The sequence below is a fragment of the Pseudomonas chlororaphis subsp. piscium genome (assembly GCF_003850345.1).
Taxonomy (GTDB): Bacteria; Pseudomonadota; Gammaproteobacteria; order Pseudomonadales; family Pseudomonadaceae; genus Aquipseudomonas; species Aquipseudomonas piscium.
On sequence record NZ_CP027707.1, the window covers coordinates 5,080,766 to 5,105,373 of the forward strand.

The following is a 24,608-nucleotide window of genomic DNA, read 5'->3' on the forward strand; positions in this document are numbered from 1 at the left end:
GACGATCCGCGAAACGGCCAGGCGACTCAGGTCGCCGGCCGGATGCACTTGATCAACGACTGCAACGAATAGCCCAGGCGCGGTGCCAGCGCCTCGGCCCGGGCGCTCAGGCCGTCCATGTCCAGATCCTGATCCAGGTCGGACGGCACGATCAGAATCACGTTGCCCTCCTTCACCGGCAGTTCCCAGTAGTGCCGGTGGTAAAGCCCGCGCAGCAAGGCCGCGCCCAGTGGTTTGCCATCGTCGGTGGCCCATTGGTTGATCACCAGCCAGCCACCTGGGTTGAGGCGCTTCTGGCAGTTTTCCAGGAAACCCCATGCCAGGTGCCCGACGCCCGGCCCGACGTCGGTATAAAGGTCGACGAAAATCAGGTCCGCCGGCTCGGCGCTGTCCAGCAGTTCGAGCGCATCGCCGACCCGGATATAGAGACGCGGATCGTCATCCAGACCCAAGTATTCGATAGCCAGGCGCGGTACGTCCGGGCGCAGTTCGATGGCCTCGACATCTTCCAGCGGCAGGAACTTGAGGCAGGCCTGGGTCAGGGTGCCGGCGCCCAGGCCGAGAAACAGCGCGCTCTCGGGCTGCTCATGGCACAGCGCGCCAATCAGCATCGCCCGGGTATAGTCGTACTCCAGCCAGCTAGGGTCGGCGGTAAACACGCAGCTCTGCTCGATGGCATCGCCAAATTCGAGGAAGCGGTAATCCGCCACTTCCAGTACCCGAATCATGCCGAACTCATCGTGCACTTCGGCGAGCAGGCGCTCGACGCGCTCCTCAGTCATCTCTTCTCCTAGCCGCGACGGGGCTCAACCTCGCCGTCGCGATAAACCGGCCGCTCGGCGCCGAGCGGGAAAGGCGCGATTGTCCGCGAACCGGCGGGAACAGGTCACGCACTAATTGCTGCTAACATGCTTGTCCGACCTTAAAAACACCCGAGTCCGTGATGAGCCAACCCTGGAGTCCTGACAGCTGGCGCGCCCTGCCGATCCAGCAACAACCCGCCTACCCCGACGCTGCACACCTGTTGCACGTCGAGCAGACCCTGGCCAGCTACCCGCCGCTGGTGTTTGCCGGCGAAGCCCGGGAGTTGCGCCGCCAGTTTGCCGAGGTGACCCAGGGCCGCGCCTTTCTGCTGCAGGGCGGCGATTGCGCCGAGAGCTTCGCCGAGTTCTCCGCGGCGAAAATCCGTGACACCTTCAAGGTCCTGCTGCAGATGGCGATTGTCATGACCTTCGCCGCCGGCTGCCCGGTGGTCAAGGTCGGGCGCATGGCCGGCCAGTTCGCCAAGCCGCGCTCGGCCAATGACGAAACCATCAATGGCGTGACCCTGCCGGCCTACCGCGGCGACATCGTCAACGGCATAGGCTTCGACGCAAAAAGCCGGGTGCCAGACCCGGACCGCCTGTTGCAGTCCTACCACCAGGCCACCGCCACCCTGAACCTGCTGCGCGCCTTTGCCCAGGGCGGTTTTGCCGACCTGCACCAGGTGCATAAATGGAACCTGGACTTCATCGCCAACTCCGCCCTGGCCGAGAAGTACAGCCAACTGGCCGACCGCATCGACGAAACCCTGGCCTTCATGCGCGCCTGCGGCATGGACAGCTCGCCGCAGTTGCGCGAGACCAGTTTCTTCACCGCCCACGAGGCGCTGCTGCTGAACTATGAAGAAGCCTTCGTCCGTCGCGACAGCCTGACCAACGACTATTACGACTGCTCGGCGCACATGCTGTGGATCGGCGATCGTACCCGCCAGCTCGACGGCGCCCACGTCGAATTCCTGCGCGGGGTGAATAACCCGATCGGGGTCAAGGTGGGCCCGAGCATGAACACCGAGGAGCTGATCCGCCTGATCGACATCCTCAACCCGGACAACGACCCGGGCCGCCTGAACCTGATCGTGCGCATGGGCGTGAACAAGGTCGGCGACCATCTGCCGCAACTGATCCGCGCGGTGGAAGGCGAAGGCAAGAAGGTGCTGTGGAGCTCCGACCCGATGCATGGCAACACCATCAAGGCCAGCAGCGGTTACAAGACCCGGGATTTCGCGCAGATCCTCAATGAGGTGAAGCAGTTCTTCCAGGTCCACGAAGCCGAGGGCAGTTATGCCGGCGGCATCCACATCGAGATGACCGGGCAGAACGTCACCGAGTGCATCGGTGGCGCGCGACCGATTACCGAAGATGCCTTGTCGGATCGCTACCACACCCATTGCGACCCACGGATGAACGCCGATCAGTCGCTGGAACTGGCGTTCCTGATTGCCGAGACCTTGAAACAGGTCAAGCGTTGAACCTGTAGCGCTCGATCATCCAGGGGACGCTGCTGGATGATCGACGCGCTTCAAAGAAACCCTCGCAAGCGCTGGGCGCTGGCCCTCGGGCAATTGAGCTGGACGTCGGCCAGCCCCAACCAATTGGCCATACCCCGCAAGCTGCTCGCCAGCGCCTGCATCCCCTGCTCGTCCAGCCCCTGCTCTTCCTCATGCACGGCATGCACCGCCAGGCGCCCCTGCGCCCGCTCCGCTCGCAGGTCAACCCGCGCGGCGATCCGTTCGTGGTGCAGAAACGGCAACACGTAATAGCCATACACCCGCTTGTGCTGCGGCGTGTAGATCTCCAGGCGATAGCGAAAATCGAACAGGCGCTCGGTGCGGCTGCGTTCCCAGATCAGCGAATCGAAGGGGGAAAGCAAGGCGCTGGCCGGCACGCTGCGCGGCACCTTCACCGCTGGCAGGCAATAGGCCGCTTGCTTCCAGCCTTCCACCTCGCAGGCCAGCAGTTCGCCGCCCTCCAGCAACTCCGCCAGGCGCGCCCGGCTGTCTGCCGGTTCCAGGCGAAAATAGTCGCGCAGGTCTTTCTCGGTGGCCACGCCCAGAGCGCTGGCGGCATGCAACAGCAGACCGCGCTGGGCCTCGGCCTCGCTGAGCGGTGAATGCTGCAGAATCCTCGAAGGAATCACCCGCTCCGGCAAGTCGTACAAGCGCTCGAACCCACGCCGACCGGCGACTGTCACCTCACCGGCGGCGAACAGCCATTCCAGCGCGTGCTTCTCCGCGCTCCAGTCCCACCAGGGGCCGGCGCGCTCCTCGCGGGTCGACAGGCTGCCCGCGCCGAGGGCGCCCTGCTCCTCGACCGCGGCCAGCACCCGACGGATAGTCGCCTGCTGCTCCTGGCCAAAACGCGCCAACTGCTGGTAGATCCCCTGCCCCTGGCTGGCCCGCTGCATGCGCCAGCGCATCAGCGGGTACAGCGACAGCGGCAGCAACGAAGCTTCGTGCCCCCAGTATTCGAACAGCGTGCGTTGTCGGCCCTGGCTCCAGGCGGCCTGGTCCAGCAGTTGCGCGGGATAGTCGCCAAGGCGGGAAAACAGCGGCAGGTAGTGCGAGCGCACCAGGGCGTTGACCGAGTCGATCTGCAGGATACCCAGGCGCGCGATCAGGCGATTGACCTGCGCCGGCCTGATCGTCGCAGGCAGCGGCCGCCCGGAAAAACCTTGGGCGGCCAGCGCCAGACGCCGAGCCTGCTTGAGGGAAAAGGACAGTTCTGCGGGCATGGCAATCTCCTTGTCTGCCCGCAAACTACCTCAGTGAGAAGTGGCTTGTGTAGCGCTTTGACACTCATTTGTGCATCGGATCGTCCCAGAACGGCCGCACGGTCTCCCGCTCCACATCCGCGCGACTGAGGCCGATATCCTTCAGCGCCTCGTCACTCATGCCGGCCAGCATGATGCGTTCACGGTGCAGCTCATGCCAGCGGACAATTCTCTGCAACAGGTGCCGCAAGGAAACGCTATGCCATGCAAACCGGTGAGCCAATACAAAACCTTTTTGACCTTTCATCGTCTTGCCCTCCAGTGGGGATGGCTCAAGTCTCCACCCAGGGCTAAGATCAATCAAACGAATGTTTCTTATGCAATACATCTCGGAGTTTGATGAATTGTCCAGTTACCCAAGCATTGATACCGAGGTCCTGCGCACCTTCGTCGCCATCGCCGATCAGGGCGGTTTCACCAAGGCCGGAGAGCAGGTCAATCGTACCCAGTCCGCGGTGAGCATGCAGATGAAGCGGCTCGAGGAGGACGTGCTGCAGCGCCAGCTGTTCCAGCGTGAGGGTCGGCAAGTGCGCCTGACTGCCGAAGGCCAGGTGCTGCTGGGTTACGCGCGGCGCATCCTGAAACTGCACAGCGAGGTGTTCAACACCCTGCGCGAGCCGCACATGGTCGGCACCGTGCGCATCGGCACGCCGGACGATTACGTGATGCGCTTTCTACCGGGAATCCTGTCGCGCTTTGCCCAGGCCTATCCCTTGATCCAGATCGAGGTGCATTGCGAGTCGTCCAAGCAACTGCTGCTGCGCCAGGATCTGGACCTGTCCATCGTCACCCGCGAACCGGGCAGCGAAATCGGCCAGTTGCTGCGCAAGGAGCGTTTCGTCTGGGCCGAGGCCCAGGGTTTCTGCCCCCACGAACAGACGCCGCTGCCCCTGGCGATGTTCAACAGCGACTGCTTCTGCAGGCAGTGGGCCTGCAATGCGTTGGACGCCGCCGGGCGCGACTATCGCATCGCCTATAACAGCTCCAGCCTGGCCGCCCTGATGGCCGTGGTCAGCGCCGGCCTGGCGATCACCGCGCAACTGGAAAGCCTGATCACCCCGGACATGCGCATCCTGGGCGCCGCCGAAGACCTGCCCCTGTTGCCCGAAGCCAGCATCATGCTGGTACGCAATCTCAACACGCCCTCGCCCATCACCGAATGCCTGGCCGAGCATATAGTCGAAGGCTTCAAACTTTAAAGGCGAGCATCACCGCACAGACCACCAGGAAGCCGCAAAACAGCCCGCGCAGTATTCGCTCGGGCAGCGCGTGGGCAATTTTCACCCCCCAACTGATGCTCAGCAGCCCACCCGCCGCCAGCGGCAGGCCGATCATCCAGTCCACCTCCTGATGCACCCCGTAGGTGACCAGGGTCACCCCGGTGCTGGGTAGGGCCAGGGCCAGCGACAGTCCTTGGGCGACCACCTGGGTGGTGCCGAACACGCTGGTCAACACCGGCGTGGCAACCACCGCGCCACCGACGCCGAACAGCCCACCCATGGCCCCGGAAGCTGCGCCCAGCACACCGAGCCACGGCCAGGGATAACGCATCTGCGCCGAAGCCGGGGCATTGGCCAGGAACATGCGCAACAGGTTATAGGCGGACAAGGCCACGAGGAACGCGACGAAGCCGATCCGCATGACCTGGGCGTCGATACCCACCGCCCAGATCGAACCGAGCCAGGCAAAACAGAAGCCCATCAGGGCCAACGGCAACGCATGCCGCGCCTCGATCCGGTTGCGCTGGTGATAGCGCCACAGCGCCAGCATCACGTTGGGGACCACCATCACCAAGGCCGTGCCCTGGGCAATCTGCTGATCCAGCCCGAACAGCACGCCCAGCACCGGAATCGCGATCAGGCCGCCGCCGATCCCGAACAAGCCGCCCACCGTGCCCAGCGCCGCGCCCAACACCACATACATTGCTAAATCGATCACAGCCGCTCTCCTCACCTCAGGCCTTGCATGCTACGCAGTCGGCTCTGGTGCGGAAACGCACAGCAACGCACAATGGCTTTGCCAACTTCGCATAGGCAAATGCCCGCCATGAACCCCAACGCCCTCACCGACCAACTCGGCCTGTTCCTCGATGTCCTGGAATCCGGGAGCTTTTCCGCCGCCGCCCGCCGGCATCCCTTGACGCCTTCGGCGGTGGCCCGGCGTATCGACAGCCTGGAAAACGCGGTCGGCAGCAAGTTGTTCATGCGCACCACCCACGCCGTGGTGGCCACGGCGGCTGGCCAGGCCTTCGCCGAACGCGCCCGGCGCATCGTCGCCGAACTGCAACTGGCCCGGGCGGAAGCCGTGTCCTTGAGCCACGCGCCGGAAGGTCTGATCCGCATCGATGCTCCCGCGGCGTTCGGCCGACGACACCTGGCACCGGCCATCGCCGATTTCCTGATGCTCTATCCGGGACTGGATGTGCAGCTACACCTGATCGACAGCTTCGTCGACATGCAGGGTTCGCACCTGGGCAAGGTCGATCTGGTGCTGCGCGCCGGGCAAAGGGTCGATACCCGCATGGTGGCGACATCACTGGCGAGCATCGTGCGCATCGCCTGCGCCAGCCCGGCCTACCTCAAGCTTCGTGGCACCCCGATCCATCCCGCCGAGCTGAGCCAGCACGACGGCCTGGACTGGGACGGCCTGGCCCCATTGTTCGCCTGGCGCTTCGAACTGGACGGGCAGTTGCAGACCCACCGCCCGCAACGCATCCGCCTGAGCGCCAACAATGCCGAGGCCCTGTTGTCCGGTGCCCTGGCCGGGCTGGGCATCGCCCACCTGCCGACCTGGCTGGCCAGCGAATACCTGTTGCGCGGTGAACTGTTGCCGCTGTTCTGCGAAACCGGCCTGCCCAAACCGGAAAGCGCCGGTATCTATGCCTTGCGCCTGGAACAGCACACCAACGCCCGCAGCCGTCTGTTGCTGGAATACCTGAAGACCCGCTTCAGCCCGATTCCGCCCTGGGATCTGGCCCTGCAGAGCGCCATGGGCTGAGAGCCGGCGAGAATTATCTGGCGCATTAAAGATTCGCCCGCTAGATTCAGGGCGAGTATCGATCAAGGCCCGACCATGAACACCAAAGGCTCCACCCCGGAAAAATGCGACGATCTGCTGCTGGATAACCAGCTGTGTTTCGCCCTGCACTCGACTTCGCTGTTGATGACCAAAGTCTACAAACCGCTGCTGCAGGAGCTGGGCCTGACTTATCCCCAGTACCTGGCAATGATGGTGCTCTGGGAGCAGGACGGCCTGACCGTCGGCGAGATCAGCAGCCGTTTGCTGACCGATCCCGGCTCATTGACGCCCTTGCTCAAGCGCCTGGAGGCCGAGGGATTGCTGAGCCGTACCCGCAGCCGCGAAGACGAACGGGTGGTGATCATCGAACTGACCGAGCAAGGCCAGGCCCTGTATGACCGCGCGCGCGGCGTTCCCCAATGCATCCTCGGCGCCAGCGGCCTGACCCTGGAGCAACTGCGCAAGCTGCAGGCCGACCTGCTGAACCTGCGCGGCCATCTGCAAGACAGCCTTTAACGGCGCTCTCGCGAGCACGCCCTGCCCTCCTGCAGGAGGGCTTGCTCGCGATTCTCTCTGTTTCGATGCCGCTAACAGCGTATCGACGAAAAAAGTCTCTCGATAAAAATATTATTTAAATCATTCGCTTAGCCAAAAAATTTGGGCTACCGGAAAGCATTTCCGAATTTTTCTCAAAAAATTGTCTTGCGCACAAAACATTTGAGCGATACATTTATTTCGCACTTACTTAGCGCGCAAATATTTAGCGCAAAACTTCGAAACCCAAGAGGCTCACACCATGCAAACTCTCTATACCGCAGTCGCAACCGCAACCGGTGGCCGTGATGGTCGCGCCGTCTCCAGCGACAACATCCTCGACGTCAAACTCTCCACCCCCAAAGAACTCGGTGGTGCCGGCGGCCAAGCGACCAACCCTGAACAACTCTTCGCCGCCGGCTACTCCGCCTGCTTTATCGGCGCCCTGAAATTCGTCGCCAGCCAGAGCAAACGCAAGATCCCGGACAACGCCTCGATCACCGCCCATGTCGGCATCGGCCAGATTCCTGGCGGCTTCGGCCTGGACATCGACCTGCACATCAGCCTGCCAGGTCTTGAACAGAGCGATGCGCAATCCCTGGTCGAAGCGGCTCACCAGGTCTGCCCTTACTCCAACGCCACCCGCGGCAACGTCGACGTACGTCTGCACGTGACTGTCTAACCCTGCCGCGCACCAGCGCCCGCACCGCCCAGGAGACGAACATGAACACTTTCAGCAAGGTCTTGACCGGTAGCCTTCTCGCCCTGTCCATCAACACGGCCTTCGCCGAAGGCGGGGTCGAACACAACACCCAGGCGTTCCTCGACGCCTTGAACGCCGGCAGCGGCAAGCCGATGGAACAGATGACAGCGAAAGAGGCCCGGGCCGTGCTGGTCGGCGCCCAGGCCGGGGTCAAGCTGACACTGCCCAAGGCGGATGTCAGCCAGAAGACCATCAAGGTCGAAGGCCAGGACATCAGCCTGACCATCGTCAGGCCGGCCGGGGTGAAAGGCACGTTGCCAGTGTTCATGTTTTTCCACGGCGGCGGCTGGGTACTGGGAGATTTCCCGACCCACGAGCGTCTGGTTCGGGACCTGGTAGTGGGCTCCGGGGCGGCGGCGGTGTTCGTCAATTACACGCCGTCTCCGGAAGCTCATTACCCGGTGGCGATCAATCAGGCTTACGCGGCCACCCAATGGGTGGCCGAGCATGGCCAGGAAATCAACGTCGATGGCAAGCGCCTGGCGGTTGCCGGCAACAGCGTCGGCGGCAACATGGCGGCCGTGGTCAGCCTGATGGCCAAGGACAAGGGCACGCCGGCGATCAGGTTCCAGCTGCTGCTGTGGCCGGTAACCGACGCGAATTTCGAGACGGCGTCGTACAACCAGTATGCCGAGGGGCACTTCCTCAGCAAAAACATGATGAAGTGGTTCTGGGACAACTACACCACCGACACCCGGCAGCGTAACGAGATCTACGCCTCACCGTTGCGCGCCACCAGCGCCCAGCTCAAGGGCCTGCCGCCCGCGCTGATCCAGACGGCTGGTGCCGATGTGCTGCGCGACGAAGGCGAAGCCTATGCCCGCAAGCTGGACGAAGCCGGCGTGACCGTGACCTCGGTGCGCTACAACGGGATGATCCACGACTACGGTCTGCTCAACGTGGTCAGCCAGGTACCCACGGTGCGCTCGGCCCTGCTGCAGGCCTGCGAAGAGCTCAAGCAACATCTGAAGTAAGGCGCAAGCTTGCCACCCGGACCTTCGGCCACAAAAAAGCCCGACTCAATGGTCGGGCTTTTTCGTACGCGAGAATTCAAGCAGAAGCTTAAACCTTGGCGCGGCCTTTGTAGGAGCCGCCTTCGCGAGTATCGATCTCGATCATGTCGCCGATTTCGATGAAGTCAGCAACCGACAGCTCGGTACCGTTCTTCAGTTTGGCAGGCTTCATCACCTTGCCCGAAGTGTCGCCGCGAGCGGAACCTTCGGTGTAGTCAACCTGGCGCACGATGGTGGTCGGCAGGTCAACGGAAACCAGACGGTCTTCGAAGAACACGGCTTCGCAAACGTCGGTCATGCCTTCTTCGATGAACGGCAGAACGGCTTCGATGTCTTCAGCGTTCAGCTCGTACATGGTGTAGTCGGTGGTGTCCATGAACGTGTAGGTGTCGCCGCTGATGAACGACAGGGTCGCTTCTTTGCGATCCAGGATCACGTCGTCCAGTTTGTCGTCCGCACCGTAAACGGTTTCGGTCTTGTAACCGGTCAACAGGTTCTTCAGCTTGGTCTTCATGATCGCGCTGTTACGACCGGACTTGGTGAATTCAGCTTTCTGAACCAGCCAAGGATCGTTGTCGATACGGATCACGGTACCGGGTTTGAGTTCTTTACCAGTTTTCATTGCGAATATCCGAATTTGGATGGGATTTACAAAAATCTAGGCCGCGTATCATATCCAATTTAGGTAAAACTGCACCAGCGCCGCGGCAAGATCGGGCTGCGAGCCCTGTTCCAGACACCACTTTTCGGCGTGAGCGGCCACTTCCGGCCAGTGTTCCAGCAGTTTTTTCCAGCCTTGCGCCATCTCGCCTCCGGCATTCCAGGCCCGCCACAGGTCGGTCAGCGCCGTCTTGGCCTCTGGCGACAGCCCCCGTGTATAAAGCTCGAGAAAGGCATCGAGCTTATCCAGGTGGATGTCTTCGTCCTGTTGATAAATGTGCCAGAGCATCGGCCGGCCGGCCCACTGCGCGCGCACGAACGAGTCCTCACCGCGTACCGCGTTGAAATCGCAGGACCACAGGAGCTGGTCGTATTCCTGCTGTCGGACGAATGGCAGCACCTGCACCGTCAAAGCCCCACGGACCCGCATCGCACCCGCCGACAGCGCCTCGACCCCCAGCCAGTTTTGCACGTCGCCGAGGATCCGCCCTTCGGGGACCAGCAGATGGGTAGCCCGCGAATCGGCAGCCAGCGCTTCCAGCCAACTGGCCAGGCCGGTGTTCTCATAGGCGAACAGCGACATCAGGCGGGCGTCGGGTGCGGCAAATACACCCAGTCCTTCAAGGAAACTTTGCCGGGAAAGCGGATCCTGCTGAAACGCCCTGCGCCGCTCCAACAACCCCGCCTCGCGTAGCAAGCCACCGGTACCGGCTTGAAAGCCAGGGAAAAAGAAGTACTTCTGCACCCCCTTGAACTTCACCGAGGGCAGGCCGTGGCAGCCAGTCACCCAGGCCTCGGCGCTGAGGTAGTCGAGGTTCAACCACAAAGGCGTGCGCTCACGCTCGGCCATCGCCTCCATGTAAGCCGGTGGCAACTGGCAGGCAAAGGCCGCGATCACCACATCGGCAGCCGCCACCGGCGACCACTCGGCCGGCCACTGGCGCACATCGACGCCTTCCTGCCATTGCTGAGGCAAGGCGACATCGATCGGCGGACACAAACGCTCGAAGGCCCGCAGGTCATCCACCCACAGCCGCACCGCGCACTGATGCTCGGCCACCAGTTGCCGGGCCAGCCGCCAGGTCACGCCGATATCGCCGTAGTTGTCGACGACGCTGCAGAAAATATCCCAGGAGGCTTTCATTCTGGGCTCCGTTTGGCAAAAGCGCCGATTGTCCGCATAAATGGCTACAGACAGAAGAGCCAACGCCGATAATCTTCGTGCGACAATCACGGCTTGCCAACACCGCCTGCCAGGAGGCTGCCATGCCCTATCGCCCGACACCCCGTCGATCATTACGTATCAGCGTAAACGCACTTCAGCTCAGCGGCAGTATTGCCCTGGGATTGTGGCTGGGTTTTCTGGCAATCGCCCTGACCTGCTGGCTGGCCTGGCGTTTTCTGTTCGACCAGCAATTGGCGCCCGTCGCCCAGGCCGTGCAACAGCTGGCGAAACCACCCAGCACGGAGTCGGCCGCATCCAACCGCATGTTCGAGCAATACCAGGAAAACCTGCGCAAGAACGAACAGCAGCAGGCCCTGGATAATGCACGCAGCAACCTGCGCAACCAGTCCAACCCGAAATGCCAGTTCTGGTTGCAACAGGACCAGACGGCGCCAAGCGAAAAAAGCCGGGCCAACGTCCTGCAATTCTGCGATTGATCATGAACAAGCCTACGGTCCACCAACTGATTCTCGACAAGCTCCGTGGCGACCTGGATATCGCCCAGCGTGCGGCGCAGACCGCCTATGAGGCGGCGACCCACGAAGAGAATATTGCCGAAAACAAGTACGACACCCTGGGGCTCGAGGCGTCCTATCTCGCCGCCGGCCAGGCCAGGCGTGTCGAGGAAATCCGGCAGGCCCTGGCGCTCTGCCAGAACCTGGCCCTGCGCCCGTACGACGAACAGGTCGGCATCCAGGTCGGTGCACTGTTGGGGCTCGAGGACGAAAACGGCCACGAACAATGGCTGTTCCTGGCACCGGATGGGGCGGGACTGAAGGTCGAGGTGGTGGGGCAACCGGTGACCGTCATCACCCCCCGTTCACCGCTGGGCAAAGGCCTGCTGGGCAAGTTCGAGGGGGATGAGCTGGAGATCGTCGTCGCGGGCGCTCGGCAACAGTTCGCTGTCACCGAGGTCAAGTAAGCCCGATCAAGACTTAGTGAACAGGCAACTCAACGCCGTCGAACAGTTCTTCGAGTTCCTGCTTGTTGTGGCACTGAATGGCCTTGGCCATCACTTCGCGCGTCAGGTGCGGCGCGAACTTCTCGATGAAGTCGCACATGAAACCACGCAGGAAAGTGCCGCGACGGAAACCGATCTTGGTGATGCTCGACTCGAACAGTTCGCTGGCATCCAATACCACCAGGTCGCTGTCGAGCTTGGTATCGACCGCCATCTTGGCGACGATGCCCACGCCCAGGCCCAGACGCACGTAAGTCTTGATCACGTCGGCGTCGGCGGCGGTGAATACCACCTTCGGCGTCAGGCCGCGATGGCTGAAAGCTTCGTCGAGCTTGGAACGGCCGGTGAAACCGAACACGTAAGTCACGATCGGGTATTCGGCGAGGGTTTCCAGGGTCAGCTTCGGCAGCTTGGTCAGCGGGTGGCCCTGCGGTACCACCACGCAACGGTTCCAGCGGTAGCACGGCATCATCACCAGATCGCCGAACAGCTCCAGCGCTTCGGTGGCGATGGCGAAGTCGACGGTGCCATCGGCGGCCATTTCGGCGATCTGCATCGGCGAGCCCTGATGCATGTGCAACGCCACATCCGGGTACTGCTTGATGAAGCTGCTGATCACCGGCGGCAAGGCATAACGAGCCTGGGTGTGAGTGGTGGCGATCGACAGGGTGCCCTTCTTCTCGTTGGAGAATTCCTGGGCGATCTGCTTGATGCTTTCGACCTTGCGCAGGATCTCGCCAGCGGTGGTGATGATGCGCTCGCCAGCCGGGGTGACGCGGGTCAGGTGCTTGCCGCTGCGAGCGAATACCTCGACCCCCAGCTCGTCCTCGAGCAGGCGGATCTGCTTGCTGATACCCGGTTGCGACGTATAAAGGCTTTGGGCTGTAGCGGAGACGTTGAGGTCGTGGTGCGCCACTTCCCAGATGTAGCGCAATTGTTGAAGCTTCATATGAATCCCTCAAAGCAGGTAGACGCCACGGGCATCAGCGACGGTATATAACTATATTAATGGTTCGAAGAATAAATCTAGAACTTTTATTAAGAAAATTCCAATAAACGCGTCAGATATCTCCGAACCGCCGACGCTGCACCAAGGGCACCAGGTAAACCGGAACCTTGGCCAGTTGCAGTACCCTGGCGGCTGTCCTGCCCAATGGCGTTTCACCGCCCGCCCCATGGCTGTGACTTCCTACGATCAACAAATCCACAGAGAGTTTCGACGCCTGTTCGAGAATGACTTGCGAGGGGTCCCCCTGAAAGACCCGGACCGACTGAATCAGTGCGAGATCCTGCATGCCCTCCCCCAACTCTTCGCGAAAGCTGTCGAGCACCCGTTGTTCGATATTCGCCATCACCGTGCTCAGGCCCTGACTGTGAAACTCATTCAGGGCCTGTTCGTCGAGATAACTCTGCAACACCGATTCGGCAAACAGCCCCATGGGCTCCACCGCATGAACCACGTGCAAGTCGGCATTGAATGTTCGAGCCAGCTCCAGGGCATGTTGCATCACGTAGGGTGCATACAGACCGAGGTCAGTGGCATACAGCATCGAACGAATCATATGACCTCCTCGACTGCCAATATGGCGGAGATTGATTCAGCTTAGCAGTGCCAAGGCGACTACGACGTCCCGCGCAAGCCCGTGAACATTGAGCTAAACCTTGGTTTCGTTGCTGATGCCATGGGGTACATGGCCGGTGGCGACCACTTCGCGAGCCAGTTCGCAATGGCCCGCCTGATCGTCGAAGAACACGTCGGCGGCGAAGGCTTCGAGAAAGGCAGCCTTCTCCAGGCCGCCCAGGAACAACGATTCGTCCAGGCGGATATCCCATTCGCGCAGAGTACGGATCACCCGCTCATGGGCCGGGGCCGAACGTGCCGTCACCAGGGCGGTGCGGATCGGACAACCATCGTCGGGGAATTCGCGCTGCAGCAGATTGAGCGCGGCAAGGAAGCCTTTGAACGGTCCTCCACGCAACGGCTCCCGGGCGGATTCGCGCTCCTTGGCCTGGAAGGCTTCCAGGCCACCGAGCTGATAGACCCGCTCCGACTCATCGGAAAACAGCACGGCGTCGCCGTCGAAGGCGATCCGCAGTTCGGCGCTGGCGGCGCGCCGGGCGCCACCGGAAAGAATGGTCGCTGCGGCAAACCCGGCGTCCAGCGCACTGCGCACATCTTCGGCGTGGGTGGAAAGAAACAGGTCGCAGCCAAAGGCCGCGAGGTAGGGATAAGGGCTGCGCCCACCAACAAACGCGGCCCGGGAAATATCCAGGCCGTAATGCTGAATCGAGTTGAAGACCCGCAGGCCCGTGTCGGCACTGTTACGCGACACCAGCACCACCTCGACCCGAGCACGGCCGAGGCTGGCATTGAGGCTCAAGAGCTTTTTCACCAGAGGGAAAGCATCGCCCGGCTCGAGGGATTCCTCCTCGTGATCGATCTGATACTTACGGTAGGCCTCGACCCCCTCGGCCAGATAGACCTTGTGGCTTTCGCTGAGATCGAACAGGGCCCGCGACGAAATCGCCACCACCAGTTTACCGCCCAAGCCCTTTGCCATATCGCTTCCCCCGATGCTGCAATCAACCGTTATGCCGATCGATGAAACTCAACGCCTGATACAAGGCTTCCATTTTCGGCAGCTCGCGCCCCGCCGCTCTGGCCGCGGCCAATGGCGCGGCGTAGATGGCCGATAACTCCAGCGCACGCTTGTGCTGGTAGTCGTGGTACATGCTCGGCCAATAGTCCGGCATGCTTTCGGTCACCTTGAACAAGTGCTCAGCATAGCCGTCCGGCATGCTGTGACCACAGGCCAGGGCGCCTTGCACCACTTCTCGCATCAACGCCTGAATCAGCTCGCGACTGTCGGCATCGGCCATCAGCGGCGTGGTGCTGGCGTTGAGCAATACCGACAAACCGTTATACGGCACGTTCCACACCAGTTTCTGCCAGCGTGCCTGCTGCAGGTTGGCCATGGCCTGGGAACCGATACCGGCCTTGCGAAACAGCGCTGCGCCCTCTTCCACTATTGCCTGGCACTGCGATTCGTCCTGCGCTGCCGGGCCGCTGTGATAACCCAGGTTCACCGCACCCAGCGCCTGATGCTCGATCACCCCGGGCCCGACACGGTGCACGCAGATAAAACACAGGCCGCCCAACAGATGCAGCGAATCGGGAAGCAGGTCGCGCAAGCCATCTTCTACATCCAGGCCATTCTGCAACAACAGCACCTTGGCGCCGGGAGCCGCTGCGCGAAGGATCGCCGGAGCCAGCTCGGCGTTGCTGGTGGTCTTGGCCCCCACCAGCAGCCAATCGCAGGGCGGCATGTCTTCGGCACTGGCATAGGCCTGGACCGGGTTCAGGGTCAGCTCACCATGCACCGCGCTACGCAGTTGCAAACCATGCTCGGTGACCGCGGCAAATTCGCTACGCAGCAGGAAATGCACATCCAGGCCGGCTCGCGCCAGCAGCATCCCGTAAAAACCACCGATCGCTCCGGTACCAATAATGCCGACTCGCGGCGTGTGGACTGCTTCCATCAAGGCAACTCCTCTGGAATTCGGTTCAGCGCCTGCGCCAGGCGCTCGCTGAGCTCGCCAGGTGTCAGGCGCGACTGTAAGGCCCCATAAAACTGACCGTCGCGCACCACGAACAGTGCCGGCAAGTGAAACACCTGATAACGCTCGACCGCGCCGCCATTGTTCCCCGCATCGATCCAGCACAACCGCTCGATCGGCAGATCAAAGTCGGGCAACTGCTGCCGGGCCCAACGACAGCTGGCACAGCCGACGCTGGTGAATATCACCAGCGAAATACCGCTCATCGCCAACAGCTGCTGATCGATATCGAAATCAGTCAGCTCCAATTCGACCACTATACTGGGGGAAACAATGTCACATAGCTGACACTCGGAGTCCGCGTTCATGGGACGTTTCATTCCTCATCCTGACGATGTTCCGGTTGAGCTGACCTTACGCACGCACGCATGCATTTCGCGTCAACGGTTGCACACTATCAGCCTCGGCGGTATGGCTTGCAATTATCACCGTGCCTGGCGCTGCGGCACCGCCTTGGAAGTACGGATCCCCACTCTCGGTGAAAATGCCCGCTACAACGGCTATGTGGCCTGGTGCCTGCGACGCAAGCGCGGCTATCTGGTGGGGATCGCCTTCATCGACGAACAGACCCTGTTCCGTGCCCGAATGAGCGAGCAAGTGTGCCAGATCGCCCACTACTGCCACCTGCATGAGCCCCAGGCCGAGCAGCGACAGATCGAAGCCCTGGCCCAGCAATGGGTCGAACAGCACGCCGCCGAGTTCTCTCACGACCGGGTTCACCAGGCTTTTATGCAGCCAGCGCTGGATTAAACCCGCCTCTGCCCATTGTCGAGCCCCGGTGTAACGCGCTAAGGTTCGGCTCCCCGACGCGCTTAAATCCGCTGTGCTCCGCCGCGCGGGGATCGCTGGCGGCCGGCACCCGTGACCTGACGAGTAACACGATGGCTGATTTACCGATCAACGACCTTAACGTCGCCTCCAACGAAACCCTGATCACTCCCGACCAGCTCAAGCGTGACATCCCGCTGAGCGACGTCGCCCTGCGCACCGTGACCAAGGGTCGCGAAGTGATCCGCAACATCCTCGATGGCACCGACCACCGCCTGTTCGTCGTCATCGGCCCTTGCTCGATCCACGACATCAAGGCTGCCCACGAGTATGCCGAGCGCCTGAAAGTCCTGGCCGCCGAAGTCTCCGACACCCTTTACCTGGTGATGCGCGTGTACTTCGAGAAACCGCGGACCACCGTTGGCTGGAAAGGCCTGATCAACGACCCGTACCTGGACGACTCGTTCAAGATCCAGGACGGTCTGCACATCGGTCGCCAGTTGCTGCTGGACCTGGCCGAAATGGGCCTGCCAACCGCCACTGAAGCGCTGGACCCAATCTCCCCGCAATACCTGCAGGACCTGATCAGCTGGTCAGCGATCGGTGCACGTACCACCGAATCCCAGACCCACCGCGAGATGGCTTCCGGCCTGTCCTCGGCGGTAGGTTTCAAGAACGGCACCGACGGCGGCCTGACTGTTGCCATCAACGCCCTGCAATCGGTTTCCAGCCCTCACCGCTTCCTCGGCATCAACCAGGAAGGTGGCGTATCCATCGTCACCACCAAGGGCAATGCCTACGGTCACGTGGTTCTGCGTGGCGGCAATGGCAAGCCGAACTATGATTCGGTCAGCGTCGCCCTCTGCGAGCAGGCGCTGAACAAAGCGAAGATCAAGCCGAACATCATGGTCGACTGCAGCCACGCCAACTCCAACAAGGACCCGGCCTTGCAGCCTCTGGTGATGGAGAACGTGGCCAACCAGATTCTCGAAGGCAACCAGTCGATCATCGGTCTGATGGTCGAAAGCCACCTGAACTGGGGCTGCCAGTCGATTCCCAAAGACTTGGCCGAACTGCAATACGGCGTGTCGATCACCGATGCCTGCATCGACTGGGAAAGCACCGAGAAAACCTTGCGCAGCATGCACGCCAAGCTCAAGGACGTCCTGCCAAAACGGGTTCGCACCTGATCCCGTATCGCGGACACAAAAACGCCGGGCCAAGCCCGGCGTTTTTTTGGTGTACCCGCTCAGAGTTTCGCGGCGTGGCGCTGATGGCGCTCCATGTAGCGCTCCACGTATGAGCACGACGGAATCACCGTGTAGCCCATGCGGTCAGCATACTCCAACGCCTGCTCGGTCAGTGCCGCGGCAATACCACGGCCGCGCAGCGCGTTAGGCACGAACGTCCGATAAATATCCAGGGTCTGCTTACCCAGGTCCATATAGGTCAGGTAGGCACGATGACCGTCCACATTGGTCTCGAATTGATGACCAGCCTGGTCATGGTGGATGGACAACGCCTCGCTCATCACTACTCCTCGCGGGTCTTGAATTCTGACCCCTACCTTACCGATGTTTTTCCGGCGAAGGAACAACTACGCCACCCCGTGCCTGTCTGGACACCGAGGAGAGCTTGCCGCTCTCGCATGACCGAGCACGTTTCAAATAGTAGGCACCATTGGCACCAATGCTCAAGGGACGCTTGTGTTCAAGCTACCGGCATCAGGCCAGTTTAGTGCCGATGCCTTCCCCGGACCTGTTCCCGGATACATGCAAAGCGCTCGATCAAACCGCCTGATGATCAACAACCTGAACATCGCCGGATGTTGAGATTTAAGACGAGCCCACCCATTTAAAGTCACCTCAACATGGACAAAGATGCGTGAGGCGCCCCACAGATTCTGAACAAAAGTGTAGACGAGTCGATATAGATAGACTTTAGCCTACACTCCGCGGGCGCCGTGCAAAGGGACTCTGCGGCAGATACGGTTAACAAGCGCAGCCTCCCAACAGGGTGACAAGGTTGCGTATTTTTTATACAGATCAATAAAAAGTTGCTCGAAAAAGATTCAACGCCTAGAATTTTTTTTGCTTCTTGCGCTACGTCAGTTTACTTACTACAAGTAATGGGTAGTATGTACGCCGGCCATTTCATCACTCGGATGAGATAGCTACTTAATAGAAAGTCCTTGAAGGGGAACACGATGAACAACGTTCTGAAATTCTCTGCTCTGGCTCTGGCCGCAGTTCTGGCTACCGGTTGCAGCAGCGTATCCAAAGAAACCGAAGCTCGTCTGACTGCAACTGAAGACGCAGCAGCTCGTGCCCAGGCTCGTGCAGACGAAGCCTACCGTAAAGCTGATGAAGCTCTGGCTGCTGCTCAAAAAGCACAACAGACTGCTGACGAAGCTAACGAGCGCGCTCTGCGTATGCTGGAAAAAGCTAGCCGCAAGTAATAATCCCTCGGGATTGTTATCGAGCCGACCCATTTATTGGGTCGGCTTTTTTATTGCCCGGGTTTTCTTGCGGCAATAAAAAACCCGTCGACGCCCGGAAGCGTCAACGGGTTGCTGTTCCCGCCGTTACTGCTGCATATCGATAGGCACCGCCGACACCACCGGTGCATTGGTCGGTATGGCAATCTCTACTGGTAAACCGTCTTCGGCCGCCACCACGTCGCGAACTACATCCCAATTCATCCGCAGGTTATTGGCCAGGTCTTCACGCTTGAGCAAGGCATTGATCACCGCGGTGTGTTTGTCCACGACCGACGGATTGCCCTTGTCGTCCAGCGGCGTGTGGGCCTCCAGATAGACTTTGCCAGCGCTGATACCGAACTTGTACGGATCGTTGAGGATGCGCACCGAGGTCCCCACCGGCACCATGCTCGCCATTTCCAGGACGTTGTTGTTGAACATCCGGAAGCAGCCGTGGCTGGTGCGCATGCCGATACCGAACTTCTTGTTCGAACCATGGATCAGGTAGCCCGGCGTGCCCAGGGTGAACTTGAATGGGCCCAACGGGTTGTCCGGCCCCGCCGGGACCACGTTTGGCAGCGGGTCACCGTCGGCAGCATGCTCGGCCTTGATCGAGGCTGGCGGAGTCCAGGTCGGATTCGGGGTCTTGGCGACTATGCTGGTATGGGCGATCGGCGACCCCCAACCTTCCCGGCCGATACCCAGGGGGAAGGTGTACACCACGTTCCGCCCTTTCGGGTAGTAGTACAGGCGATATTCGGCGAGGTTGATCACGATGCCTTCACGAGGTCCCGGCGGCAGGATGAAGCGCGTCGGCAACACCACTTCGGTGCCCGCGCCCGGCAACCAGGGATCGACTCCCGGGTTGGCCGCGACCATCTCGTAATAGCCCAGGTCGTAGGTCGTGCCCAGGTCGGCAAAGGTGTCTTCGTACTTGGCCTTGATCACCTGTACCTGACCGACGATATCTTCGCCCGGTGGAGGTAGAGGCAGTTCCAATGCGGCAACGGGGCCGGCCACACAGAAGGCGGCAAGCGTCAGGCAACGGGTGACGACAGGAAAGCGCGGCAACATCCGGAAAATCCTTCGCATGATCAACGAGTAAAAAAAGTGATTGTACACCCGCCCCCGTGGCTGCGGGAGCGACAGCTGCATCAGCGCAAGAAGGGAGCCGGGCGAGAACTTGCTGCCTTACAGCTCGAAACGCAACTCTGGCCAGATCGGTGGCGTGCCGCGCTTTTGCGATTCGAGGATCGCCCGACACAATGGACACAGGCGCTGGTCCTGGAAAATCGTCCGGTCGACACTCGACCAGCGCGGTTGCGCGGGCAGCAAGGTGCCGCACAACGTGCGATCGGCAGAGCCGCCCAACTCCAGCTGACGCGTCACCAGATGCACCCGAACTTCCTGGCAGGCGAACAGGTCGAGCTGTTCGTCAGGCTCGATCAGTTGGTAGGCAAACAGGGACCAGGCGGGACGCGGCATCGGGGGCTCCAAATCGGGGGCGCCACATTAGCCGAAACACTGCCGGTAGAAAAGCGTCAAAGCAGCGGTTTTAGCGTCGGCCAGACATTTTCCAGCAACTTGCCCTGAGCAGCGACCGCAGGGTGGATGCCATCAGCCTGCATCAACTCGGGATTACCGCCGACCCCTTCCAGAAAAAACGGCACCAGCGCCACGTTTTTTTCATTCGCGAGCTTGCTGTACACCTCGGCGAACGCCTGGGTGTAACGCACGCCGTAATTGGGTGGCAACTGCATGCCAAGCAACAGCACCTTGGCACCGCTGGCCTTGGAGCTGTCGATCATCGACGCAAGATTTTGTTGCAATTGCGTGGGCAACTGCCCGCGCAGGCCATCGTTGCCGCCCAACTCGAGAATCACCAGCTCCGGCTTGTGCTCTGCAAGCAGCGCCGGCAGCCGCGCCTGGCCACCTGCGCTGGTATCTCCACTGATGGAAGCATTGACCACCTTATCGTTGAAACCTTCGCTCTTGAGCCGTTGCTCGAGCAATGCCACCCACCCCTGCCGGGTATCCAGGCCGAAAGCCGCACTGATACTATCGCCAACGATCAGGACTGTACCCGCCGCTGCGTTCTGGGCCATGCACATCAAGGCCAGGCCAGCACTTAAAAACCACACACGCATCGGATTCTCCATGGGCGCAAGCATTCTCACTGCGCGGAACCTTAGCAAAGTGGTTCCCAGCGCGGAAGGTGAACTGACCATCCTGCACGAACTCAGCCTGGAACTGAACAAAGGCGACAGCCTGGCCATCGTCGGCAGTTCCGGCTCCGGAAAATCCACCCTGCTCGGCCTGCTGGCCGGGCTCGACCTGCCCAGCAGCGGTGAGGTCACCCTGGCCGGTCGCAGCCTCGGTACATTGGATGAAGACCAGCGCGCCCGAATCCGCGCCGAGCATGTGGGCTTCGTCTTCCAGTCGTTCCAACTGCTCGACAGCCTCAATGCCCTGGAGAACGTCATGCTGCCCATGGAGCTGGACGGCCGCCGGGATGCCCGCGAACGCGCGACCGAACTGCTCCAGCGCGTCGGACTCGGGCAACGTCTGAGTCACTCGCCTCGCCAGCTCTCCGGTGGCGAACAACAGCGGGTGGCCATCGCCCGCGCCTTCGCCGCCGAACCTGATGTGCTGTTCGCCGACGAGCCGACCGGCAACCTCGATAGTCATACCGGCGAGCGCATCAGCGACCTGCTGTTCGATCTGAACAAGGAAAGCGGCACGACGCTGGTCCTGGTTACTCACGATGAACGTCTGGCCCATCGTTGTCGGCGCCTGATCCGCCTTGAAGCTGGCCTGCTGGTCACCCCCCTGGAGCCTTGATGGCACGTCTGCCGCTGTTGCGCCTGTTCAGCCTTGCCGTTCGCCAACTTCTGCGCGACGCCCGCGCCGGAGAGCTGCGGGTATTATTCTTCGCCCTGGTTGTGGCGGTAGCCGCCAGCACCGCCATCGGCTATTTCGGTGCACGCCTCAACGGCGCGATGCTGCTGCGTGCCACGGAGTTTCTCGGCGCGGACCTGCTGCTTGAAAGCAGTTCTCCGGCAAGGCCCGAACAGATACAAAGCGGCCGGGAACTGGGCCTGCAACATGCGCAGGTGGTGGAGTTCTCCAGCGTGATCGCCACCGACAACGGCATCCAGCTTTCCAGCATCAAGGCTGCGGACGACGCCTACCCGCTGCGCGGCCAGTTGAAAAGCGCCCCGGCCCCTTACGCAGCGGAAGAAGTCGGCGGCGGTCCACAACCAGGCGAAGCCTGGGTCGAAGCCCGATTGTTGACCGCGCTGGACCTGAAAATCGGCGACAGCATCGACGTCGGCATGAAAACCCTGCGCTTGAGCCGGGTACTGACTTACGAACCCGACCGCGCCGGCAACTTCTATAGCCTGACGCCCAGGGTACTGATCAACCTGAGCGATCTGAACGCCACCGGCGTGGTGCAACCGGGCAGCCGGGTCAGTTACAAGGAGCTCTGGCGCGGTCCGGGAAGCGCCCTGGAAACCTATCGCCAACTGATCAAGCCAGGCCTTGCGGCCAACCAGCGCCTGCAGGATGCCCGAGATGGCAACCGCCAGATCGGCGGAGCCCTGGGCAAGGCCGAACGCTACTTGAACATGGCCAGTCTGGTGGCAGTACTGCTGGCAGGCGTGGCGGTTGCACTGTCCGCTGCGCGTTTCGCCTCCCGCCGCTTCGACGCCAGCGCCCTGCTGCGCTGCCTGGGGCTGTCCCGCCGGGAAACCATGCTGCTGTTTACCCTGCAACTGGCCCTGCTCGGCATCCTGGCCAGCATCGTCGGCGCGCTGCTCGGCTGGCTTGCCCAGCTTGGGCTGCTTTACCTGCTGCATGACCTGCTGCCCACCGATGTGCCTCCCGGCGGATTGCTCCCTGCCGTCGCCGGTATTGGTACCGGCCTGGTGGCGCTTGGAGGTTTCGCCCTGCCGCCCCTGGCAGCGCTGGGGCGTGTCCCGCCCTTGCGGGTGTTGCGTCGTGACCTGCTGCCGATCCCCCCAAGCACCTGGATGGTGTATGGCGCCGCCTTGCTGGCCCTGGGCCTGATCATGTGGCGCCTGAGCCTGGATCTGCTGTTGACCTTCGCCTTGCTCGGCGGCGGTGTAATTGCCGCCCTGGTTCTCGGGGGATTACTGCTGCTGGCTCTGCAGAGCCTGCGTCGCTTGCTGGCCAAGGCGTCGCTGCCATGGCGCCTGGGGTTGGGCCAGTTGCTGCGACATCCCCTGGCCGCTGCCGGGCAATCCCTGGCCTTCGGCTTGATCCTGCTGTCGATGGCCTTGATTGCGCTGTTGCGTGGAGAGCTGCTCGACACCTGGCAAAACCAGTTGCCCAAAAACGCGCCGAACTATTTCGCCCTGAATATCCTGCCTGCGGACAAGCAGGCCTTCACCGACAAGCTGGTGGCGCTTTCCGCCCCTTCTGCGCCCCTGTATCCGGTAGTGCCAGGGCGGCTGATCAGCATCAATGGCGAACCGGTCCGGGAAATCGTCAGCAAGGACTCCAGTGGCGACCGCGCCGTGCAGCGGGACTTGAGCCTGACCTGGGCCGCGGATCTGCCAGCGGGCAATAAGATCACCAGCGGCTCGTGGTGGGCGCAACAGCCCGAAGGGGATTTGCCTGGCGTCTCGGTCGAGGTCCAAGTGGCCGAAAGTCTGAAACTCAAACTCGGCGACCAGATGACGTTCAGCGTCGGTGGAGTCAATCGCGAGGCCAGGGTGACCAGCCTGCGGGAAATCAACTGGGACAATTTCCAGCCCAACTTCTTCATGATCTTTCAGCCGGGCACCCTGCGGGATCTGCCTGCCACTTACCTGACCAGTTTCTATCTGGCTGCGGGTCACGACCAGCAGGTGGTCGAGTTGTCCAGGGCCTTCCCGGCAGTGACCATCCTGCAAGTGGAGGCCTTGCTCGAACAACTGCGCAGCATCCTGGCCCAGGTCACCCTGGCCGTGGAATACGTGCTGCTGTTTGTACTCGCCGCCGGTATGGCCGTGCTGTTTTCCGGACTGCAGGCCACCCTGGACGAACGTATTCGTCAGGGCGCCCTGCTACGAGCGCTGGGGGCGGAACGACAATTACTGGTCAAGGCCCGGCGTATCGAGTTCGGGCTGCTGGGGGCCGTCAGCGGGTTACTGGCCGCATTGGGATCGGAACTGGTGAGCCTGGTGCTGTATCGGTTTGCCTTCGACCTGCCCTGGCATCCACATCCCTGGCTGCTGCTCCTGCCCGTTATCGGCGCCCTGCTGATCGGCGGTGCCGGTGTCTATGGAACGCGCCGGGCATTGAATGCCAGCCCGCTGACAGTACTGCGCGAGGGGTAAGCCCCTCGCAGGCAGTTCATTTCACGTATTCGATCTGATTGATCCACCAGCACATTTCTCCACCGGGCGTCTGCACTATCGCCTCGTCGCCGACTTCTTTCTTCAAGAGCGCCCGGGCCATGGGCGAATCGATGGAGATGTAATCCTTCTGCCCGTATATCTCGTCATACCCGACGATACGGAAGCGCTTGGTTTCGCCCTCTTCATTCTCGATCTCGACCCAGGCACCGAAAAACACCCGGCCCTCCTGTTCCGGCGAATAAGACACGACCTTCATGTCTTCGAGGCGCTTGCGCAAGTAGCGCACCCGACGGTCAATTTCCCTCAGGAGCTTCTTGTTGTATTGATAATCCGCATTTTCACTCCTGTCCCCCAGGGAAGCCGCCCAAGTGACTTTCTGCGTCACATCCGGACGCTTCTCCCGCCACAGGTAATCCAGCTCATTTTTCAGAGCCTCGAAACCTTCCTGCGTAATGAGCTTGGTACTCAATTGGTTAACCCCCATGCATCGCCTTATGAGCAGTTCAGCATTATGGTTGAACCGAGACCTTGAGAACCAATGCCAGGCGAGATAAATCCACCTGCAGCACGCCTCTACACAAGGACGCCCCATCCAGAATGAGCAGCCCCATA

The 24,608-nt window shown here is 61.4% G+C and carries 29 protein-coding genes; 13 read left to right on the forward strand and 16 right to left on the reverse strand.

Annotated features, from left to right (window positions below; genetic code table 11):
- Positions 1-26: 26 nt before the first annotated feature.
- Positions 27-782: a spermidine synthase gene (locus C4K38_RS22710; protein WP_053280301.1), complete on the reverse strand. Its 756-nt coding sequence runs from the start codon at positions 780-782 to the stop codon at positions 27-29.
- Positions 783-943: 161 nt separating this feature from the next.
- Between C4K38_RS22710 and C4K38_RS22715 the strand changes: the two genes are divergently transcribed.
- The gene (locus C4K38_RS22715; RefSeq protein ID WP_053280302.1) at positions 944-2,290 is read left to right on the forward strand and encodes a class II 3-deoxy-7-phosphoheptulonate synthase; all 1,347 of its coding nucleotides are present in this window, start codon (positions 944-946) and stop codon (positions 2,288-2,290) included.
- A gap of 50 nt (positions 2,291-2,340) precedes the next feature.
- On the opposite strand, the gene C4K38_RS22720 is transcribed toward C4K38_RS22715, so the two are convergent.
- Both C4K38_RS22720 and C4K38_RS22725 read right to left on the reverse strand, forming a co-directional pair.
- The gene (locus C4K38_RS22720; protein WP_053280303.1) at positions 2,341-3,552 is read right to left on the reverse strand and encodes a winged helix-turn-helix domain-containing protein; all 1,212 of its coding nucleotides are present in this window, start codon (positions 3,550-3,552) and stop codon (positions 2,341-2,343) included.
- Between the two features lie 64 nt (positions 3,553-3,616).
- Positions 3,617-3,838, reverse strand: coding sequence for a DUF1127 domain-containing protein (locus tag C4K38_RS22725; protein WP_053280304.1), 222 nt, complete (start codon positions 3,836-3,838; stop codon positions 3,617-3,619).
- A 97-nt stretch (positions 3,839-3,935) separates the two neighbouring features.
- Between C4K38_RS22725 and C4K38_RS22730 the strand changes: the two genes are divergently transcribed.
- Complete coding sequence (locus C4K38_RS22730; RefSeq protein WP_164486091.1) at positions 3,936-4,790, forward strand: LysR substrate-binding domain-containing protein; 855 nt, start codon at positions 3,936-3,938, stop codon at positions 4,788-4,790.
- Here the strand turns inward: C4K38_RS22730 and C4K38_RS22735 are convergent.
- Positions 4,780-5,529 (reverse strand): sulfite exporter TauE/SafE family protein, encoded by a 750-nt coding sequence (locus tag C4K38_RS22735; protein ID WP_053280306.1) that lies wholly within the window; start codon positions 5,527-5,529, stop codon positions 4,780-4,782. The two genes, C4K38_RS22730 and C4K38_RS22735, sit on opposite strands and share 11 nt — an antisense overlap.
- A 108-nt stretch (positions 5,530-5,637) precedes the next feature.
- Here C4K38_RS22735 and C4K38_RS22740 point away from each other — a divergent pair, with 108 nt between their 5' ends.
- The 4 genes from C4K38_RS22740 to C4K38_RS22755 all read left to right on the forward strand — a co-directional run bounded on the left by C4K38_RS22740 (position 5,638) and on the right by C4K38_RS22755 (position 8,880).
- A complete protein-coding gene (locus C4K38_RS22740) occupies positions 5,638-6,588 on the forward strand; it encodes a LysR family transcriptional regulator (protein WP_053280307.1) in 951 nt (316 codons plus the stop codon).
- 75 nt (positions 6,589-6,663) lie between these two features.
- On the forward strand, positions 6,664-7,125 hold the full coding sequence (locus tag C4K38_RS22745) for a MarR family winged helix-turn-helix transcriptional regulator (RefSeq protein WP_053280308.1): 462 nt from the start codon (positions 6,664-6,666) through the stop codon (positions 7,123-7,125).
- Positions 7,126-7,405: 280 nt separating this feature from the next.
- On the forward strand, positions 7,406-7,825 hold the full coding sequence (locus C4K38_RS22750) for an organic hydroperoxide resistance protein (RefSeq protein ID WP_009044954.1): 420 nt from the start codon (positions 7,406-7,408) through the stop codon (positions 7,823-7,825).
- A gap of 41 nt (positions 7,826-7,866) precedes the next feature.
- Complete coding sequence (locus tag C4K38_RS22755) at positions 7,867-8,880, forward strand: alpha/beta hydrolase (RefSeq protein ID WP_053280309.1); 1,014 nt, start codon at positions 7,867-7,869, stop codon at positions 8,878-8,880.
- 88 nt (positions 8,881-8,968) lie between these two features.
- On the opposite strand, the gene C4K38_RS22760 is transcribed toward C4K38_RS22755, so the two are convergent.
- Positions 8,969-9,541, reverse strand: coding sequence for an elongation factor P (locus C4K38_RS22760; protein WP_007931398.1), 573 nt, complete (start codon positions 9,539-9,541; stop codon positions 8,969-8,971).
- Between the two features lie 48 nt (positions 9,542-9,589).
- The gene (earP, locus tag C4K38_RS22765; protein WP_053280310.1) at positions 9,590-10,723 is read right to left on the reverse strand and encodes an elongation factor P maturation arginine rhamnosyltransferase EarP; all 1,134 of its coding nucleotides are present in this window, start codon (positions 10,721-10,723) and stop codon (positions 9,590-9,592) included.
- A 122-nt stretch (positions 10,724-10,845) separates the two neighbouring features.
- Here earP and C4K38_RS22770 point away from each other — a divergent pair, with 122 nt between their 5' ends.
- Both C4K38_RS22770 and C4K38_RS22775 read left to right on the forward strand, forming a co-directional pair.
- Positions 10,846-11,241: a hypothetical protein gene (locus C4K38_RS22770; RefSeq protein WP_053280311.1), complete on the forward strand. Its 396-nt coding sequence runs from the start codon at positions 10,846-10,848 to the stop codon at positions 11,239-11,241.
- 2 nt (positions 11,242-11,243) lie between these two features.
- Positions 11,244-11,726, forward strand: a complete 483-nt coding sequence (locus C4K38_RS22775) for a GreA/GreB family elongation factor (RefSeq protein ID WP_053280312.1) — start codon at positions 11,244-11,246, stop codon at positions 11,724-11,726.
- A 13-nt stretch (positions 11,727-11,739) separates the two neighbouring features.
- Here the strand turns inward: C4K38_RS22775 and cysB are convergent, their stop codons facing one another.
- From cysB to C4K38_RS22800, 5 genes are all read right to left on the reverse strand, one after another.
- Complete coding sequence (cysB, locus tag C4K38_RS22780; protein ID WP_007931387.1) at positions 11,740-12,714, reverse strand: HTH-type transcriptional regulator CysB; 975 nt, start codon at positions 12,712-12,714, stop codon at positions 11,740-11,742.
- Between the two features lie 112 nt (positions 12,715-12,826).
- Positions 12,827-13,327 (reverse strand): universal stress protein, encoded by a 501-nt coding sequence (locus C4K38_RS22785; protein ID WP_009050130.1) that lies wholly within the window; start codon positions 13,325-13,327, stop codon positions 12,827-12,829.
- A 93-nt stretch (positions 13,328-13,420) separates the two neighbouring features.
- Positions 13,421-14,326, reverse strand: a complete 906-nt coding sequence (locus C4K38_RS22790) for a 5'-nucleotidase (RefSeq protein ID WP_007931385.1) — start codon at positions 14,324-14,326, stop codon at positions 13,421-13,423.
- Between the two features lie 22 nt (positions 14,327-14,348).
- The gene (locus C4K38_RS22795) at positions 14,349-15,305 is read right to left on the reverse strand and encodes a putative 2-dehydropantoate 2-reductase (RefSeq protein ID WP_053280313.1); all 957 of its coding nucleotides are present in this window, start codon (positions 15,303-15,305) and stop codon (positions 14,349-14,351) included.
- On the reverse strand, positions 15,305-15,691 hold the full coding sequence (locus C4K38_RS22800; RefSeq protein ID WP_053280314.1) for a thioredoxin family protein: 387 nt from the start codon (positions 15,689-15,691) through the stop codon (positions 15,305-15,307). Before C4K38_RS22800 ends, C4K38_RS22795 begins: the two co-directional genes overlap by 1 nt.
- Here C4K38_RS22800 and C4K38_RS22805 point away from each other — a divergent pair.
- Positions 15,690-16,133, forward strand: a complete 444-nt coding sequence (locus C4K38_RS22805; protein WP_025805497.1) for a PilZ domain-containing protein — start codon at positions 15,690-15,692, stop codon at positions 16,131-16,133. The genes C4K38_RS22800 and C4K38_RS22805 overlap by 2 nt on opposite strands.
- A gap of 131 nt (positions 16,134-16,264) precedes the next feature.
- Complete coding sequence (locus C4K38_RS22810; RefSeq protein WP_053280315.1) at positions 16,265-17,341, forward strand: 3-deoxy-7-phosphoheptulonate synthase; 1,077 nt, start codon at positions 16,265-16,267, stop codon at positions 17,339-17,341.
- 59 nt (positions 17,342-17,400) lie between these two features.
- Here the strand turns inward: C4K38_RS22810 and C4K38_RS22815 are convergent, their stop codons facing one another.
- Entirely contained in the window at positions 17,401-17,682 is a 282-nt protein-coding gene (locus C4K38_RS22815) for a GNAT family N-acetyltransferase (RefSeq protein WP_007931380.1), read from the reverse strand.
- Positions 17,683-18,357: 675 nt separating this feature from the next.
- On the opposite strand from C4K38_RS22815, the gene oprI reads away from it, so the two are divergent.
- Positions 18,358-18,609, forward strand: a complete 252-nt coding sequence (oprI, locus tag C4K38_RS22820; protein ID WP_003448337.1) for an outer membrane lipoprotei OprI — start codon at positions 18,358-18,360, stop codon at positions 18,607-18,609.
- A 126-nt stretch (positions 18,610-18,735) separates the two neighbouring features.
- Here oprI and C4K38_RS22825 read toward each other — a convergent pair whose 3' ends face one another.
- The 3 genes from C4K38_RS22825 to C4K38_RS22835 form a co-directional block, all read right to left on the reverse strand.
- Entirely contained in the window at positions 18,736-19,704 is a 969-nt protein-coding gene (locus tag C4K38_RS22825; RefSeq protein ID WP_009044964.1) for a L,D-transpeptidase family protein, read from the reverse strand.
- A 117-nt stretch (positions 19,705-19,821) separates the two neighbouring features.
- Positions 19,822-20,115 (reverse strand): hypothetical protein, encoded by a 294-nt coding sequence (locus C4K38_RS22830; RefSeq protein ID WP_007931378.1) that lies wholly within the window; start codon positions 20,113-20,115, stop codon positions 19,822-19,824.
- 56 nt (positions 20,116-20,171) lie between these two features.
- Complete coding sequence (locus C4K38_RS22835) at positions 20,172-20,777, reverse strand: arylesterase (protein ID WP_053280316.1); 606 nt, start codon at positions 20,775-20,777, stop codon at positions 20,172-20,174.
- 10 nt (positions 20,778-20,787) lie between these two features.
- Between C4K38_RS22835 and C4K38_RS22840 the strand changes: the two genes are divergently transcribed.
- Together C4K38_RS22840 and C4K38_RS22845 are read left to right on the forward strand one after the other, a co-directional pair.
- Entirely contained in the window at positions 20,788-21,471 is a 684-nt protein-coding gene (locus C4K38_RS22840; RefSeq protein ID WP_053280317.1) for an ABC transporter ATP-binding protein, read from the forward strand.
- Positions 21,471-23,975: an ABC transporter permease gene (locus tag C4K38_RS22845; protein WP_053280318.1), complete on the forward strand. Its 2,505-nt coding sequence runs from the start codon at positions 21,471-21,473 to the stop codon at positions 23,973-23,975. Before C4K38_RS22840 ends, C4K38_RS22845 begins: the two co-directional genes overlap by 1 nt.
- 16 nt (positions 23,976-23,991) lie before the next feature.
- Here C4K38_RS22845 and greB read toward each other — a convergent pair whose 3' ends face one another.
- Positions 23,992-24,465, reverse strand: coding sequence for a transcription elongation factor GreB (gene greB / locus C4K38_RS22850; RefSeq protein ID WP_053280547.1), 474 nt, complete (start codon positions 24,463-24,465; stop codon positions 23,992-23,994).
- Positions 24,466-24,608: the final 143 nt, after the last annotated feature.

Coding starts and splice junctions, on each gene's coding strand:
- C4K38_RS22710 (WP_053280301.1), bottom strand. CDS start 782: ATGACTGAGGAGCGCGTCGAGCGCCTGCTCGCCGAAGTGCACGATGAG.
- C4K38_RS22715 (WP_053280302.1), top strand. CDS start 944: ATGAGCCAACCCTGGAGTCCTGACAGCTGGCGCGCCCTGCCGATCCAG.
- C4K38_RS22720 (WP_053280303.1), bottom strand. CDS start 3,552: ATGCCCGCAGAACTGTCCTTTTCCCTCAAGCAGGCTCGGCGTCTGGCG.
- C4K38_RS22725 (WP_053280304.1), bottom strand. CDS start 3,838: ATGAAAGGTCAAAAAGGTTTTGTATTGGCTCACCGGTTTGCATGGCAT.
- C4K38_RS22740 (WP_053280307.1), top strand. CDS start 5,638: ATGAACCCCAACGCCCTCACCGACCAACTCGGCCTGTTCCTCGATGTC.
- C4K38_RS22745 (WP_053280308.1), top strand. CDS start 6,664: ATGAACACCAAAGGCTCCACCCCGGAAAAATGCGACGATCTGCTGCTG.
- C4K38_RS22750 (WP_009044954.1), top strand. CDS start 7,406: ATGCAAACTCTCTATACCGCAGTCGCAACCGCAACCGGTGGCCGTGAT.
- C4K38_RS22755 (WP_053280309.1), top strand. CDS start 7,867: ATGAACACTTTCAGCAAGGTCTTGACCGGTAGCCTTCTCGCCCTGTCC.
- C4K38_RS22760 (WP_007931398.1), bottom strand. CDS start 9,541: ATGAAAACTGGTAAAGAACTCAAACCCGGTACCGTGATCCGTATCGAC.
- earP (WP_053280310.1), bottom strand. CDS start 10,723: ATGAAAGCCTCCTGGGATATTTTCTGCAGCGTCGTCGACAACTACGGC.
- C4K38_RS22770 (WP_053280311.1), top strand. CDS start 10,846: ATGCCCTATCGCCCGACACCCCGTCGATCATTACGTATCAGCGTAAAC.
- C4K38_RS22775 (WP_053280312.1), top strand. CDS start 11,244: ATGAACAAGCCTACGGTCCACCAACTGATTCTCGACAAGCTCCGTGGC.
- cysB (WP_007931387.1), bottom strand. CDS start 12,714: ATGAAGCTTCAACAATTGCGCTACATCTGGGAAGTGGCGCACCACGAC.
- C4K38_RS22785 (WP_009050130.1), bottom strand. CDS start 13,327: ATGATTCGTTCGATGCTGTATGCCACTGACCTCGGTCTGTATGCACCC.
- C4K38_RS22790 (WP_007931385.1), bottom strand. CDS start 14,326: ATGGCAAAGGGCTTGGGCGGTAAACTGGTGGTGGCGATTTCGTCGCGG.
- C4K38_RS22795 (WP_053280313.1), bottom strand. CDS start 15,305: ATGGAAGCAGTCCACACGCCGCGAGTCGGCATTATTGGTACCGGAGCG.
- C4K38_RS22805 (WP_025805497.1), top strand. CDS start 15,690: ATGGGACGTTTCATTCCTCATCCTGACGATGTTCCGGTTGAGCTGACC.
- C4K38_RS22800 (WP_053280314.1), bottom strand. CDS start 15,691: ATGAACGCGGACTCCGAGTGTCAGCTATGTGACATTGTTTCCCCCAGT.
- C4K38_RS22810 (WP_053280315.1), top strand. CDS start 16,265: ATGGCTGATTTACCGATCAACGACCTTAACGTCGCCTCCAACGAAACC.
- C4K38_RS22815 (WP_007931380.1), bottom strand. CDS start 17,682: ATGAGCGAGGCGTTGTCCATCCACCATGACCAGGCTGGTCATCAATTC.
- oprI (WP_003448337.1), top strand. CDS start 18,358: ATGAACAACGTTCTGAAATTCTCTGCTCTGGCTCTGGCCGCAGTTCTG.
- C4K38_RS22825 (WP_009044964.1), bottom strand. CDS start 19,704: ATGTTGCCGCGCTTTCCTGTCGTCACCCGTTGCCTGACGCTTGCCGCC.
- C4K38_RS22830 (WP_007931378.1), bottom strand. CDS start 20,115: ATGCCGCGTCCCGCCTGGTCCCTGTTTGCCTACCAACTGATCGAGCCT.
- C4K38_RS22835 (WP_053280316.1), bottom strand. CDS start 20,777: ATGCGTGTGTGGTTTTTAAGTGCTGGCCTGGCCTTGATGTGCATGGCC.
- C4K38_RS22840 (WP_053280317.1), top strand. CDS start 20,788: ATGGGCGCAAGCATTCTCACTGCGCGGAACCTTAGCAAAGTGGTTCCC.
- C4K38_RS22845 (WP_053280318.1), top strand. CDS start 21,471: ATGGCACGTCTGCCGCTGTTGCGCCTGTTCAGCCTTGCCGTTCGCCAA.